Annotated in this window: 12 protein-coding genes; 5 read left to right on the top strand and 7 right to left on the bottom strand. The window is 59.2% G+C overall.

The window, feature by feature from the left end; all coding sequences use genetic code 11:
• Positions 1–34: 34 nt before the first annotated feature.
• Positions 35–838: a TlpA disulfide reductase family protein gene (locus DU506_RS04840; protein ID WP_114485813.1), complete on the bottom strand. Its 804-nt coding sequence runs from the start codon at positions 836–838 to the stop codon at positions 35–37.
• 132 nt (positions 839–970) lie between these two features.
• Here DU506_RS04840 and DU506_RS04835 point away from each other — a divergent pair, with 132 nt between their 5' ends.
• The 3 genes from DU506_RS04835 to DU506_RS04825 all read left to right on the top strand — a co-directional run bounded on the left by DU506_RS04835 (position 971) and on the right by DU506_RS04825 (position 4,076).
• Positions 971–1,219: a hypothetical protein gene (locus DU506_RS04835; RefSeq protein WP_114485812.1), complete on the top strand. Its 249-nt coding sequence runs from the start codon at positions 971–973 to the stop codon at positions 1,217–1,219.
• Positions 1,220–1,260: 41 nt separating this feature from the next.
• Positions 1,261–2,754, top strand: a complete 1,494-nt coding sequence (locus DU506_RS04830; protein WP_114485811.1) for an SLC13 family permease — start codon at positions 1,261–1,263, stop codon at positions 2,752–2,754.
• Positions 2,755–2,867: 113 nt separating this feature from the next.
• Complete coding sequence (locus tag DU506_RS04825; RefSeq protein WP_114485810.1) at positions 2,868–4,076, top strand: ABC transporter substrate-binding protein; 1,209 nt, start codon at positions 2,868–2,870, stop codon at positions 4,074–4,076.
• A gap of 110 nt (positions 4,077–4,186) precedes the next feature.
• Here DU506_RS04825 and DU506_RS04820 read toward each other — a convergent pair whose 3' ends face one another.
• The 6 genes from DU506_RS04820 to typA form a co-directional block, all read right to left on the bottom strand.
• Positions 4,187–5,494: a branched-chain amino acid ABC transporter permease gene (locus DU506_RS04820; RefSeq protein WP_114485809.1), complete on the bottom strand. Its 1,308-nt coding sequence runs from the start codon at positions 5,492–5,494 to the stop codon at positions 4,187–4,189.
• Entirely contained in the window at positions 5,494–6,498 is a 1,005-nt protein-coding gene (locus DU506_RS04815) for a branched-chain amino acid ABC transporter permease (protein ID WP_114485808.1), read from the bottom strand. The genes DU506_RS04820 and DU506_RS04815 overlap by 1 nt, the downstream gene beginning before the upstream one ends.
• A 24-nt stretch (positions 6,499–6,522) precedes the next feature.
• Positions 6,523–7,227, bottom strand: coding sequence for an ABC transporter ATP-binding protein (locus DU506_RS04810; RefSeq protein WP_114485807.1), 705 nt, complete (start codon positions 7,225–7,227; stop codon positions 6,523–6,525).
• 132 nt (positions 7,228–7,359) lie between these two features.
• Positions 7,360–8,130 (bottom strand): ABC transporter ATP-binding protein, encoded by a 771-nt coding sequence (locus tag DU506_RS04805; RefSeq protein ID WP_114485806.1) that lies wholly within the window; start codon positions 8,128–8,130, stop codon positions 7,360–7,362.
• Positions 8,131–8,175: 45 nt separating this feature from the next.
• On the bottom strand, positions 8,176–9,621 hold the full coding sequence (locus DU506_RS04800) for a sodium-dependent transporter (RefSeq protein WP_114485805.1): 1,446 nt from the start codon (positions 9,619–9,621) through the stop codon (positions 8,176–8,178).
• A 240-nt stretch (positions 9,622–9,861) separates the two neighbouring features.
• Positions 9,862–11,712 (bottom strand): translational GTPase TypA, encoded by a 1,851-nt coding sequence (gene typA / locus DU506_RS04795; RefSeq protein ID WP_114485804.1) that lies wholly within the window; start codon positions 11,710–11,712, stop codon positions 9,862–9,864.
• Between the two features lie 274 nt (positions 11,713–11,986).
• On the opposite strand from typA, the gene DU506_RS04790 reads away from it, so the two are divergent.
• The gene (locus tag DU506_RS04790) at positions 11,987–12,970 is read left to right on the top strand and encodes a biotin--[acetyl-CoA-carboxylase] ligase (protein ID WP_114485803.1); all 984 of its coding nucleotides are present in this window, start codon (positions 11,987–11,989) and stop codon (positions 12,968–12,970) included.
• On the top strand, positions 12,967–13,806 hold the full coding sequence (locus DU506_RS04785; RefSeq protein ID WP_114485802.1) for a type III pantothenate kinase: 840 nt from the start codon (positions 12,967–12,969) through the stop codon (positions 13,804–13,806). The genes DU506_RS04790 and DU506_RS04785 overlap by 4 nt, the downstream gene beginning before the upstream one ends.
• Positions 13,807–13,933: the final 127 nt, after the last annotated feature.

Raw genomic sequence — 13,933 nt, 5'->3', positions numbered from 1 at the left:
CCCAAAGGAGCGGGAGGATTAAGCTGTGATTGGCTCAATCGTTCAGCCAGCTGTCGAGCTGAGCAGGAGTAAGCTCACCCACATGCTGCTCGATGGCCCGCCCCTGGGCGTCAAACAGCAGCGTCGTCGGCAATCCCGGCGATTCGAATAAAGCCATCAATTGCTGACGCGGGTCGCGCAGCGCGTAACCAAACTCAAGCTGCTGTTCGTCCAGATAACGCACAATGGGCAAGAGATCTTCCCCCTGGTTGACGATCACCACCGTAACGTCTTCCCGCTGGGCAGCTTGTTCGAGTAACGGCATTTCGCGCAGGCAGGGCGGGCACCAGGTAGCCCACAGGTTGACGATGATACGCTGATCACCCTGAATCAGGGCGGGCAGATGGACCTCCCGGCCCTCGATATCTTCCAGGGTAATGTCCGGCAGTTCACCGACGGGAAGCTGCCCTCCTAGCGGTGACAGCATTACCAGCACCAGCCATAACGTCGAACTGCCCACTACCAGGGCCAAGGCGCCGCCCATGGCCAGGGGTCGGTGGCGCAAGGTCCAGGCGGTCCAGGCCAGAGCGGCCGCCATGCCCCAAAGGCCGTGATAGCCGGGTTGCCAGAATTTCAGGGCATCCAGCGGAGCATCCGCATAACTTTCAAACTGCATGACCACATGACCCAGGCGCGCGCCCACCAGCCACACGACCACCAGCCCATTGAACCAGCGGCCATGTTGGTGGCGAGGCAGGCCCAGGAGGTAACGGCTGGCCAGGAGCAGTGCCAGCGCGCAGCCGATAGCATACAGGCGGGGAAGGGAAATCAGTACAGGGCCAAGAGCGATCGCATTCATGAGAGACTCAGGTGTTGGTGACGGCCTTGGAACAAGGCACGGCGCAGCGGGTACACTAGGCAAAACGATTTTCGACAAGCCTACTGTCGCCGGCCTGCGCTGTCATCCATTGCGTACCGGCAGGAGTGATGCATGCCCCACAAGAACTTCGATATGTTGCGCGCCCTGGCGATTGCTTCCCAGGCGCTGGGCCTGACCTTGATCATCACATTGGAAACCGTGATGAGGGATACTGCCCGGCCGTGGCAAGGCGTGGTATTGGGCGCCATGGTGGCCGCCGCCTTGCTCATTGCCCTGGCTCGGCTGTACCGGCGAAACAAGCAGCGCAAACGCTGGGACCAGCGCGTGAGCGACCCCGACGATGAACCTCGCCAGTCTTGAAGAGCTTGAGTGAAGGCCCTGAGCCATGAAAAGGAAGCATGATGCTGCAATCGGATGACGCTCAGAAGAGTGACGCCGCCCGCTGGGAACGAATAACGATCACTGTCGGCCTATTGGCCGGGCCGCTGCTCGCGGTTGCCCTGCTGGGGATGGGCGCGCCAGCCGAGATGCCGCCCATGGCATGGAAGGTGCTCGTCCTGACCGCCTGGATGGCGCTGTGGTGGATACTCGAGCCGGTACCCATAGCGGTGACTGCCTTGTTGCCCGTGGCGGTGTTGCCGCTGCTGGAAGTGACGCCCATCAACGAGGCCGCCGCTCCCTATGCCAATCCGTTGATTTTTCTGTTTCTGGGCGGTTTCATGCTGGCCGAGGCGATTCAGCGCTGGAACTTGCATCGGCGCATCGCGCTAGGGGTGCTCAGGGTGGCTGGCAAGCGGCCCGATTATTTGGTGGGAGGCTTCATGGCGGCAACGGCGTTTCTCAGCATGTGGGTGAGCAATACCGCGACCGCCGCCTTGATGGTGCCTATCGGGCTGTCCGTGCTGGCTCTGCTGGAGCGGGAAGACAGCATGGGGCCGAATCGCAGCATGGCGCTGTGCTTGCTGCTGGGAATTGCTCTGGCGGCCAATATTGGCGGCATGGGTACCTTGATCGGAACCCCGCCCAATGCCTTGTTGGCGGGGTTCATGGCCGACAATTATGCCATCCAGATCGGCTTCGCCCAGTGGATGCTGGTTGCGGTGCCACCCGCGCTTGTATTGCTGGCGCTGGCCTGGTGGTTGCTGACCCGACTGGTGTATCCAGTGCCCCGTAATGAAATCCAGGGGATTTCTCACATGCTTGAACTGCAGTCACGGGATCTGGGAAAAATGGCCTCCCCCGAGCGCCGGGTGGCGGTGGTGTTCGCTTTGGTGGCCCTGGCGTGGGTGACGCGTCCGCTACTCGAGCGTTGGCTGGGAATCCAGCTCAGTGACGGAGGCATCGCGGTGATTGGCGCCTTGCTGCTGTTCGTGGTACCGGCACGCTGGAAGCAACGCCAGTTCTTGATGGACTGGGACACGGCGCGCAACCTGCCTTGGGGGGTGCTGATTCTGGTGGGTGGTGGTTTGAGCCTGGGTGCCGCTATCGAAAGTTCAGGGCTTGCGGAAGTCGTCGCCAATGCCTTGGCGGGGTTTGGCGGTTGGCCGACCTGGGCCATGGTGGTGATGGTCGTCACGGTGGTGATGCTGATGAGCCATGTGACCAGCAATACCGCAACGGCGGCCGCGATTCTACCCTTGACCGCCGCGCTCACGGTCAGCCTGAATGCCAGTCCCTTGCTGTTGGCAGTGCCGGTGGCCATGGCCGCCTCTTGTGCCTTCATGCTGCCGGTGGCAACACCGCCGAATGCCGTGGTGTTCGCCAGTGGACGTTTGAAGGTCATCGACATGATGCGTGCCGGGGCGTTGATCAGTGTCGTGGCCATCTTCATGATCAGCCTGGCCGTGTTTGCTCTAGCCATGCCGATACTCGGATTTGGCTGGAAGACAGAGTGACGGTAAGCCTAGCGTTAAAAGCGCCACTTGTGTTTTTGCGCAATGGGTTCCAAATTGACCCTATACCCTGAGTCAGGGCATGGCTTATTTTTTCACTGGCAGAGCGATACAACATGATGAAAAAGCGCGCACTCGCCGTCGCTATAGCGACTTCTTCACTGGCCTTCGCGGGCATGGCACAAGCAGAAGTCAAGGTTGGCTTTCTGGGGGGCTTTACCGGAGGGATTGAAAGCCTCACCCCGCCCATCTTCGATGGCGCACAACTGGCGGTACAGCAGGTCAACGAGCAGGGCGGCATTCTCGGCGGCCAGGAACTGGTGATGGCCAGCGGTGACACCACCTGCAGTGATGCTTCGGCTGCATCGAACGCTGCAGACCGCATGGTCAATACCGAGCAGGTTACCGCCATTGTGGGAGCGTTATGCACCGGGGCCACCATTGCCGCGGCCAACAATGCGGCCATCCCGGGGGGTGTGCTCATGGTCTCCCCGGCATCGACGGCGCCGGCGGTGACCGACCTGGACGATAATGACCTGGTGTTCCGTACCGTGCCTTCGGATGCTTTCCAGGGTGAGATGCTGGCCAAGTTGTTATTGCAGAAAGGCATCGATGAAGTGGTGGTCACCTACGTCAATAATGACTACGGTCGTGGCCTGTCGGAGGCCTTTGCCGAAGCCTTTACCCAGGGCGGCGGTACTGTGGAGAAGAATCTGGCACATGAGGATAACCGTGCCGATTACCGCTCCGAACTGGGCTCACTTGCCACCACCGGTGTCCCCAACCTGGTGGTGCTGGCTTATGCCGATACGTCGGGTCAGACCGTGCTGCGTCAAGCATTTGAAAGCGGCATGTTCACCCAGTATGTGGGCGCCGACGGTATGGTCGGCGATAGCCTGGTCGAAGCGATTGGTGCCGATGTGCTCGAAGGCATGATCGCTACTCGTCCGGGAAGCCCGGATCTGCCAGGCACCGACATGTTCGGCGAGCAGGCCGAAGCAGCGGGTATCGACCCCAGTGCAGTGTTTGCGGCGCAAGCCTACGATGCCGCCTTCCTGTTGGCGTTGGCCATCGAACAAAATGGCAGCGCTGAGCGCGAGGGCCTCAACGAGGCGCTGCGCAGCGTGGCGATGGAGCCCGGCGAGGTTGTCCTGCCCGGCGAATGGGAGAAGGCGAAGGAGCTGATAGCTGCCGGCACCGAGATCAACTACGAGGGCGCTTCCGGTACCCACGAGTTCGACGATAATGGCGATGTCCCTGGCGTGGTGGTCGAGATGGTGGTGGAAGACGGAAGCTTCGTCAGCAAGGGATTGGTCGATCTCTGAGCGAGAATGCTTTATTGACAAGATACTCCATTGAAAAGTAACGCTTGAGCGATGAAAAAGCCCCGACGGTTATCCGTCGGGGCTTTTTTTCGCCAATCAATGCAGACGGCTCAGCCGTGGTGCTTGATCTTTTCCGGCAAGAGCCCCTTGGGCGCAAAGCGCAGTACCAGCGTGATCAATAAGCCGATCACGAAGACTCGCGCCTGAAGCGCTCGGCTTTCCATGTTGGCGGGAAAGTCCCAGCCGAACACGCCTTCCCCCAGGCTGACCGCCAGTTGCATCAGAAATAATGCCAGCGGCTCGGACATGATCCAGATGATGTACACCGCCACGGCACCGAAGATGGTGCCCAGGTTATTGCCCGGTCCGCCCAGAATCACCATCACCAGGACCAGGAAGGTATGGTTGAGCGGCAAGTAACCCTGGGGGTCGAACAAGCTGTTGAACGTGGTCATTACCCCGCCCCCGATACCCATCAGGATGCAGCCCAGCACGAAGATTTCCAGGCGTCGCCGGTTGATGTCCTTGCCCATGGCGGCACTCGAGATTTCGTTATCCCGGATGGCGCGAATCATGCGTCCCCAGGGGGCGTGATAGGCCCGGTGCAGAAGAAAGAAGATGACCGCAATGATGAGGGCGGTAACCGATAGATACAGCGCACGCGCTAGGGTAAACCCCAGTTCCGCGGGGCCGGGAGTGGGCCAGGGCAGCGGCGAGACGGTCGCGGTTCCGCGGGTCAGCCAGTCGGAATTCTTGAGAAAGGCCTTGATGATCTCGGCGATGCCCAGGGTGGCGATGGCCAGATAGTCGCTGCGTAACCCCAGGCATACATGGCCGATAAAGTAACCGACGCCCCCGGCCAGCGCCCCGCCGACTATCCAGCCTACCCAGGCGGGCAGCCCCAGCCCGCCGATGAAACCGGCGCGTGATTCGATCTCGCCGGTGACGCCGCGCAATGCACTGATGACCACCATGTAAAGCACCACGGCGACAATCACCGTCAGCACGCTGCGCAGTTTCTTGGGGACACCGAGGCGGTCGAGCTTGCTGACGCTCACGACCACCAGCACAGCGCCGATCAGGTACAGCAGTACCCGACCCAGCTCGCCGGGAAGCTCGGTATTCCAGAACGCATCGTTTACTGGAATGCTGAAGAACATGGCGCAGAACCCCCCGAGCGCCACGAACCCCATGACCCCGGCATTGAACTGGCCGGCATAGCCCCACTGAATGGTCAGGCCCAGGGCCAGAATCGCATAAGAGGCGGCTTCCACCAGCATGCGGGTGCTGTAGGCGGCACCCATGAGGGCATAGACCCCCAACACGGCCACCAGCAAGATGGCAAAGAGCACCACTTCGCGTAGAGGAAAGCGGCGGGGAGCGGCGATTTCATTGGGAGATGCAGTTGGCGTATTCATCAGATCACCTTGCCCTTGAAGATGCCGGTCGGACGCCAGATTAAGATGGCGACCAGGATGAAGAAGGGCACCACGATCTTGTACTCGGTGCCGACGAAGGCCAGGTTAGTGGGTAATTCAAGCCAGTCGGGAAAGCTGTCGCGATAAGGACGCAGCAATATATTCCAGTTGAACACCGCCAGCGTCTCGGCAAAGCCGACCACGAAGCCCCCGGCAATCGCGCCATAAGGATGGCCTACACCCCCCACAATGGCGGCGGCAAAGATCGGCAATAGCAGAAAGAAGCTCAAATCAGGCTTGAAGGTTACATCCAGCGACAGCAAGGTACCGGCGATTGCCGCCAGGGAGCCGGCAATTACCCAGGTAACCGCCACGATGGTGTTGGTGTTGATTCCCGATGCCTGGGCCAACTCCGGGTTGTCTGACATGGCGCGCATGGCCTTGCCCAGCCGTGAGCGGTTGAGGAATAGATGCAGCGCCACCACCGACAGGAGGGTGAGGATGAACAGATAAAGCTGCGGTTCGGTAATCACCACCGGCACCCGGACCCCTTCGAGGGGCAGCACCATGCGAAAGATTTCTTTGCGATCGTCCACGTAGAGGTTCTGCCCGCCGGTACCGGCAAACAGGCGGATCACCCCTTGCAGCATCAGAGTGACGCCCAGCGAGCCGATCACCAGCACGATCGGTTTGACGCCATGGGCACGCAGCGGTTTGTAAAAAGCCTTGTCGATCCCCACGGCCAAAAGCGCCGTCAACGCCATGGCAATGGGGAGCATCACAACGGCTGTAGGCATCCCGAGACTCGCTCCCGCCGCCGGGAAGGCGGTGGTCAGCGCCAGTACCATGAAAGCACCGAAGGTCATCATGTCGGCATGGGCAAAATGAGCGAAGCGCATGATACTGAATACCAGCGTGACGCCCACTGCACCAATCGCATAGATCGACCCGGATACACTGCCGGCAATCAAGACGTTATTGATGAAAAACATGAATTCATTCAAGACGAGATTCTCCAGATACGGGCTCTAGCCACCGAGAAAGCTTTTGGCGACGTCGGGGTCGGCAAGCAGGGCGGCGCCGGTGTCAGTGAAACGATTCTGGCCCGCCGCCAGCACGAAGCCCTTGTCGGCGATGGCCAGCGCCTGCTTGGCGTTCTGTTCCACCATCAGAATGCCCACCCCGATGGCGTTGATTTCTTTGATGCGGGCGAAGATCTCGTTCATGTAAAGGGGGGACAACCCAGCGGTGGGTTCATCCAGCAACAGCACGCTGGGCTCGGCCATCAAGGCACGCCCCATGGCCACCATTTGGCGCTGACCACCGGAAAGCTCACCGGCGCGCTGATGGCGCTTGTCATAAAGCGGCGGAAACGCCTCGTAGACCTGCTTGAGCATGGGCTTGACGCTGTCGGGTTTGAGGAAAGCGCCCATTTCCAGGTTTTCCTGAACCGTCATGCTGGGAAAGGTGTTGTTTTCCTGAGGCACAAAGCCCATGCCTTTCTGCACCAGTTTATTGGGCGGCAGGTTATGGATCGGCTCGCCACGTAACAATATCTCGCCTTGATTGACGAGGAGCAGGCCGAAAATCGCCTTGAGCATGGTCGATTTCCCGGCCCCGTTGGGGCCGACGATGACCCCGACTTCATCGGCTTCAAGCGTCATGTTGATCCCGTTGAGGATATTCATGCCGCCATAGCCGCCGTGCACGTCACGTGCCTCGAGTAATGGCATGGTGGTTCCCAGGCAATGAGCTTGAACTTGTTTTTAATTACGGTTTTTAAGTGCAGTTTTTAAGTACATTTTAAGTGCAATTTTTTAAGTACGGTTTGTTTTTATGTCCGATTTATTTTCAAGTACGAGCCGTCAAGCGGCGCCTGCGCCGAAATAGGCTTCTATCACGGCCGGGTTGTTCTGTATCTCCTCGATACTGCCTTCCACCATGACGCTGCCCTGTGCCAGGACGATCACCGGATCGCATAACCGGGCGATCATATCCATGTCGTGTTCAATGACCAGGAACGTATACCCCATTTCTCGATTGAGGCGCTCGATATTGCCGACCAAATCACCCAGGAGAGTGCGGTTGACCCCGGCGGCGATTTCATCCAGCAGCACCACCTTGGCGTCGGTCATCATGGTGCGCCCCAACTCGAGAAGCTTTTTTTGACCGCCGGAGAGGTTGCCCGCAAGCTCGTTGCGCACATGGTGCAAGCCGATGAAATCGATCACCTCGAGCGCCCGACGCCGCACCTTAGTTTCCTCCTCGCGAACACGGGCAGGCTTGAACCAGGCATTGAACAAGCTTTCACCGGCTTGATCAGGGGGTACCATCATCAAATTTTCCAGGGCGCTCATATGGCTGAACTCATGAGCGATCTGAAAGGTACGCAGCAGCCCCTTTTGAAAACGCTGGTTGGGGCTGAGTGTGGTGATATCTTCACCGTTGAAAAATACTTGGCCACTGTCCGGCGCCAAGGCACCGGCAATAAGATTGAACAAGGTTGACTTGCCGGCCCCATTGGGGCCGATCATGCCGGTGATAGAGCCTTCTTCGACATGGATCGAGCAGTCGTTGATGACCTGCATCCCACCGAATGCCTTGTTGATGTGTCGGACGTCAATGATGGCTGTCATGAGCAATTCCTGTCAGGCCTTGGCAGGCTGCCTCAGGCGTTAGTGTTATTTTTCCTGACTGTTTTCCATCAGAAAGGTGCGCCCGGCGGCAAAGGCACCGACAAGTAGCACTGCCCCTATAGCTGGAATCAGGTAGCCGTCGACTTGTGGGATGGTGCGCAGGAAGACGAACGCCACCGCTGCTGGCGCAATGAAGCGCACCAGAAAGCGCCAGATGCTGAACCAGGTTTCGTTGGTGCGCATTTCCTTCATCACCTCGGAGTGGGTCAGCGCCCAACCAGCGAACAGTGCAATCAATATCCCGCCCAGAGGCATGAAGATATTGGTCAGCAGCTCGATGAAATCAAAGGCGCTGCGCCCGAACAGGGTATGGAAGATGGTGCCTTCGGCATAGATGTTGAAACTGACCACGGTGAGCAGCCCCAGTGCCCAGCTGGCAATCACCATCAGGGTGACGGCCTGAGGGCGCGTCATGTCGAAACGCTCTACCAGAAAGGCCGCTACCGGTTCGATCAGCGATATCGAGGAGCTGATCGCCGCGCCCAGCACCAGAATGAAGAACACCCCTCCCACCAATCCGCCCAAAGGCATTTCGGCAAAGGCCAGGGGCAGCGTCACGAACATCAGCCCCGGTCCTTGGCCGGTTTCCAACCCCGCGCCGAATACCAGTGAGAAGATGGCAAGCCCGGCGACCATGGCCACGGCGGTATCCACAGCGGCCACGGCAATCGCGGTACGCGTGAGAGAGGCGGTGCTGGACATGTAAGCGCCATACGCCATGATCGCACCCATCCCCAGGCTCAGGGTGAAAAACGATTGCCCCACGGCCTGCAACCAGCCTTCCAGGCTCAATTCAGCAAGGTTGAAGGTGAACAGGAAACTTGCCGCCGCGGCGATATCGCCGTGCATCACGCTATACGCCAGCACCAGCAGCAAGATGGCGAACAGGGCCGGCATGATGATGCGCAGGCCGGACTCGATGCCCCTATGGATGCCCATGCCCACGATCAGACCGGAGGCGATAATGAACAAGGTGTGATAAAGCGTCAAAAGGCCCGGTGAGGCGAGCAGGGCGTCGAAACCATCGCTAATGGCCTGCGCATCGGCGCCGACCAGCGAGCCGGTCAGCATCAGCCAGGTGTAATGGATTGCCCAGCCGGCGATCACCGAGTAGAAACTCAAGATCAGAAATGCCGAGACAGCACCCAGCCAGCCAATCGTTTCCCAAGCTCTCGAGGTGTTGTGAGTCTTGGTCAGGTGGCGCATGCCCATGATCGGGCTTTGCCGACTGGCCCGCCCAAGCATGATTTCAGCGATCAAGATGGGAATGCCCACGGCGAAGATAGTCACTGCATACACCAGAATAAAGGCGCCACCGCCATTTTCACCGGTGAGGTAAGGAAACCGCCAAAGGTTACCCAGGCCTACCGCCGAGCCGACCGCAGCCAACAGGAAGGTGCCTTTATGTGTCCAGACGTTGTGACCACTCATGAGTCAGAATCCGTATCGATGGCTTGAAAAGGGGAGGCATGCAAACATACTTGGCAGGTTAGCTGAAACGATGTCGACACTGTGCGTCACAAGCCGTCGGTTTTCCAGTCGCCTAGCGTTAAGGCTGCGTTGGCCGATGGTGCTTACTAATGTGGCTTGAGGCTGTGAGGCCAGGATGAGCGCATACCAATCGGGCCCGCACATGGCGGGCCCGATTGGTACACTGAGGAAGCGTATCGCTTATTTCTTGCTGGAACGCTTGCGCTCGTTTTCCTTGAGTAGCTTCTTGCGCAGCCGGATATGGTGCGGTGTCACCTCGACCAGCTCATCGGTGTCAAGAAACTCAATGGCTTGTTCCAGGCTGAACTTCACCGGCGGGGTCAGGACGATGTTTTCGTCGTTACCCGTGGAGCGCATGTTGTCGAGCTTCTTGCCCTTGGTCGGGTTGACGACCATGTCATTGGCACGGTTGCTGATCCCGATCAGCATGCCTTCATAAACTTCGGTAGCGTGATCGATGATCAGCTTGCCGCGTTCCTGAAGCGCAAACAGCGCATAGGCCAACGCCTTGCCGTCGACCATCGACACCAGCACGCCGTTGCGACGTTCGATGGAGGCATCGGGCTTGAGCTCGCCGTAGTGGTCGAAGCGACTGGTGAGGATGCCGGTACCGGAGGTCAAGGTCAGGAACTGGCCGCGAAAGCCGATCAAGCCGCGTGCCGGGATGATGAAGTCCAGGCGCACACGGCCCTTGCCGTCCGGGTGCATGTTGGTCATCTCACCCTTGCGATAACCCAGCTCTTCCATGATCGCGCCCTGGTGCTGTTCTTCGCAATCGATGATCACCTCTTCGTACGGCTCCTGCTTCTCGCCGTCGATCTCTCTGATGATCACTTCGGGGCGGCCCACGGCAAGCTCGAAGCCTTCACGACGCATGGTTTCGATCAACACCGAAAGGTGCAGCTCACCACGGCCGGATACCTTGAATTTCTCCGGGGTTTCGCCTTGCTCGACACGCAGCGCCACGTTGTGGATCAGTTCCTGGTCGAGACGATCCTTGATGTTGCGGCTGGTGACGAATTTGCCATCCTTGCCCGCGAACGGAGAATCATTGACCTGGAAGGACATGGAGACGGTGGGTTCATCCACCGATAGTGGCGGCAATGCCTCGACCCTGGACGGGTCGCACAACGTATCGGAGATGGAGAGGTCGTCGATGCCAGTCACGCAGACGATATCGCCGGCGGTAGCCTCGTTGGTCTGCACGCGCTCCAGGCCCATGTGAGTCATCACCTGACCGATCTTGCCCTTGCGCACCTTGCCATCCACGCCGATCACGCTGATCTGCTGGTTGGGCTTGACCGCGCCGCGCTTGATGCGGCCCAGGCCGATAACGCCGACATAGCTGTTGTAGTCCAGCGCCGAGATCTGCATCTGGAAGGGGCCGTCGAGTTCAACCTTGGGCGGCTCGACGATGTCGACGATGGACTGAAGCATCGGTGTCATGTCGTCGGCCAGTTCTTCCGGGTCCATGCCGGCAACGCCATTCAGCGCCGAGCAATAGATGATCGGAAAATCGAGCTGCTCATCGGTCGCGCCGAGGTTATCGAACAGGTCGAAAATCTGGTCGATGACCCAGTCGGGCCGAGCGCCGGGACGGTCGATCTTGTTGACCACCACGATTGGCTTCAGCCCTTGAGCGAAGGCCTTCTGGGTCACGAAGCGAGTCTGCGGCATGGGGCCATCGACCGCATCGACCAATAGCAGCACGGAGTCGACCATCGACATCACGCGCTCGACTTCACCACCGAAATCGGCGTGTCCCGGCGTATCGACGATATTGATGTGGTAATCCTGGCCGGATTGGTCCTGCCATTGAATGGCAGTGTTCTTGGCCAGAATGGTAATGCCGCGCTCTTTCTCCTGATCACTGGAGTCCATGACGCGCTCCTGGCCTTCGGCTTTGCGGTCAAGCGTGCCGGACTGGCTCAGGAGTTTATCGACCAGAGTGGTCTTGCCGTGGTCAACGTGAGCAATAATGGCGACATTGCGCAGGTTATTGACTGCGCTAGGATTTTGCTGATTTTGCATGCTGGGAGATAACTCTTGTGAACACCCGTTCGTCCACGGGTCGGAAAATGCGGGGCGCAAGGTTGGGCAGATGCCGACCGCCTTGGCTCGGGGCTTGCGTCCAGCGGGTATTCTAGCATGACCTGGCCGTGGCTGATATTGCTCGCCGCAGGATTCCTTATCTCGCGCCATTACCGGCAGCGCTCGCGGGTGGCTTTTCGTCCATTAGGCGGGAATGTTTTCGGTGTAGAGCCGCATCCGCTAGAATGGCATTTTTCCCAGCTGGGGCAAGAGCATGACCATCGGTAACCTGATGCGCTTGTTGAGTGATGGCAAGGTCCATTCCGGCGAGCAGCTGGGTGAGGCACTCGGCATTTCCCGCGCCGCGGTATGGAAACAATTGAAAAAACTCGAGGGGTTGGGTATCGAGTTGCAGGCCGTCAAGGGTCGGGGCTATTCGTTGGTGCAGCGGCTGGAGCCGCTGGAGGGTGCCGATATCGTGTCGCGCCTGCCATCCGAGGCGCGTCGTCATCTAGTGCGCCTGTTCGTGGAAGACCAGTTGCCGTCAAGCAACGAATACCTTCGCCAGCGCTTCACCCAGGGCGCAGGGCACGGCGAAGTCTGCCTGGTGGAATGGCAGACCGCTGGGCGTGGCCGGCGTGGACGAGCCTGGACGACTCCTTGGGGGCAAAGCCTGATGCTTTCGCTGGGGTGGCGCTTTGAAGGCGGCGTGACGGCGCTTGAAGGCTTGAGCCTGGCGGTGGGTGTGGCCGTTGCCCAGGTGCTGGAAAGTCATGGGGTTTTCCCTAAGTTGAAGTGGCCCAATGATGTGCTCTTGCCCGACGCCGAAGGGCGTCTGGCCAAGCTGGCGGGTATCTTGATCGAGGTGGTCGGGGATGCCGCCGGCCCCTGCGAGGTGGTGGTGGGAATGGGCATGAACCTTTCATTGCCCGAATCGCTACGGGCGAGTATCGAGCAGCCTGTAACGGCCTTGCATGATCATCTGCCGATGCTTTCGCGCAACCAGCTGGCGGCCGAGGTGCTGGCGGCATTGCTGGCGTTGTTGGCTGACTTTGAGGCGTCGGGCTTTGCCGGCTGGCAACAAGCATGGAATCAGCGTCACGCCTACGCCGACGTGCCGGTGAAAGTGATTCAGGGAGCGCAAGTGACCGAGGCGGTAGCCGGAGACGTGGATGAGACCGGTAACCTCTGGGTCAATGAAGGAGGGCGAGAAAGACGCCTGGCGGGCGGTGAGATCAGCGTGCGTGGCGCCTTATGATACTTGATCTGGATATCGGAAATACCTTGTCGAAATGGCGTCTCAAGGATGCCGATAGCAGTGAGATACGTTCCCGGGGGGCGGTGTGGACCCGTGAGGAGTGGCGACCGGGGGCGGACATTCCCGACTTGGATGTCGTCGAGGCGGTGCGTATCTCAAGCGTGGCGCGCGCCGCCGTGCTCGATGATACGGTCAAGTTGTTGCGCCATCGAGTAGGTGCCGTGCATGTGGCGCGCTCCACCGCAGAAGCGCTCGGGGTGCTAAATGGTTATGAGGAGCCGGGCAAACTGGGCGTCGACCGGTGGATGGGCGCATTGGCAGGTTATCAATTGGCGGGAGGTTGCTGCGCGGTAGATTGCGGTAGTGCGATTACCGTTGATTTCGTGCTGCCCGGTGGCATACATCTGGGAGGGTACATCCTTCCGGGGTTGCGCTTGATGAAGGAAAGCCTGAAGTTGGGTACCCGCAACGTTGCCATCGATCCCGACAGCGAAGCCGAAGAATTGCTTGAGCCTGGTCGTCGTACCGTTGAAGCCGTCAACCACGGCATCTACATGGCGGCGGTGAGCGCTATCAACCGGATCTATTGCGAAGTGTGCGACCAGCATGGCGTGGCGCTTCCTATGCTGCTTACCGGTGGTGATGCGCGGGTTATTTCACGCGGTGTGCAGGTGCCCCATGCTGTCTGGCCGGATATGGTTTATGGCGGGCTTGAAGCCTCTTTTCCACTGACGCTCGCGGAGCGGGCGGGGAAAATGGCCGGTGCTCCCAAGGTGGTCAAGCCGGTGTCGTTGGAAAAAATTCACGCAGGTCTTGCATTTTCAATGCTGCTTTGAAAGAATGCAGCGCGTTCCGAGGTGCTCGGCAAGACAACCCGTTTTCGTTTCAGGTTAGAATTGTCGAATAAAATCAAGCTAAAAGCAGGTATCGCTTGACAGGAATTTCGGGGCTGGCATAATGTGC

It is taken from the genome of Vreelandella rituensis (assembly GCF_003336665.1).
Lineage (GTDB): Bacteria > Pseudomonadota > Gammaproteobacteria > Pseudomonadales > Halomonadaceae > Vreelandella > Vreelandella rituensis.
The sequence above is the reverse complement of the archived record's forward strand: the minus strand, read 5'-3'. Positions and strand labels throughout refer to the sequence as shown.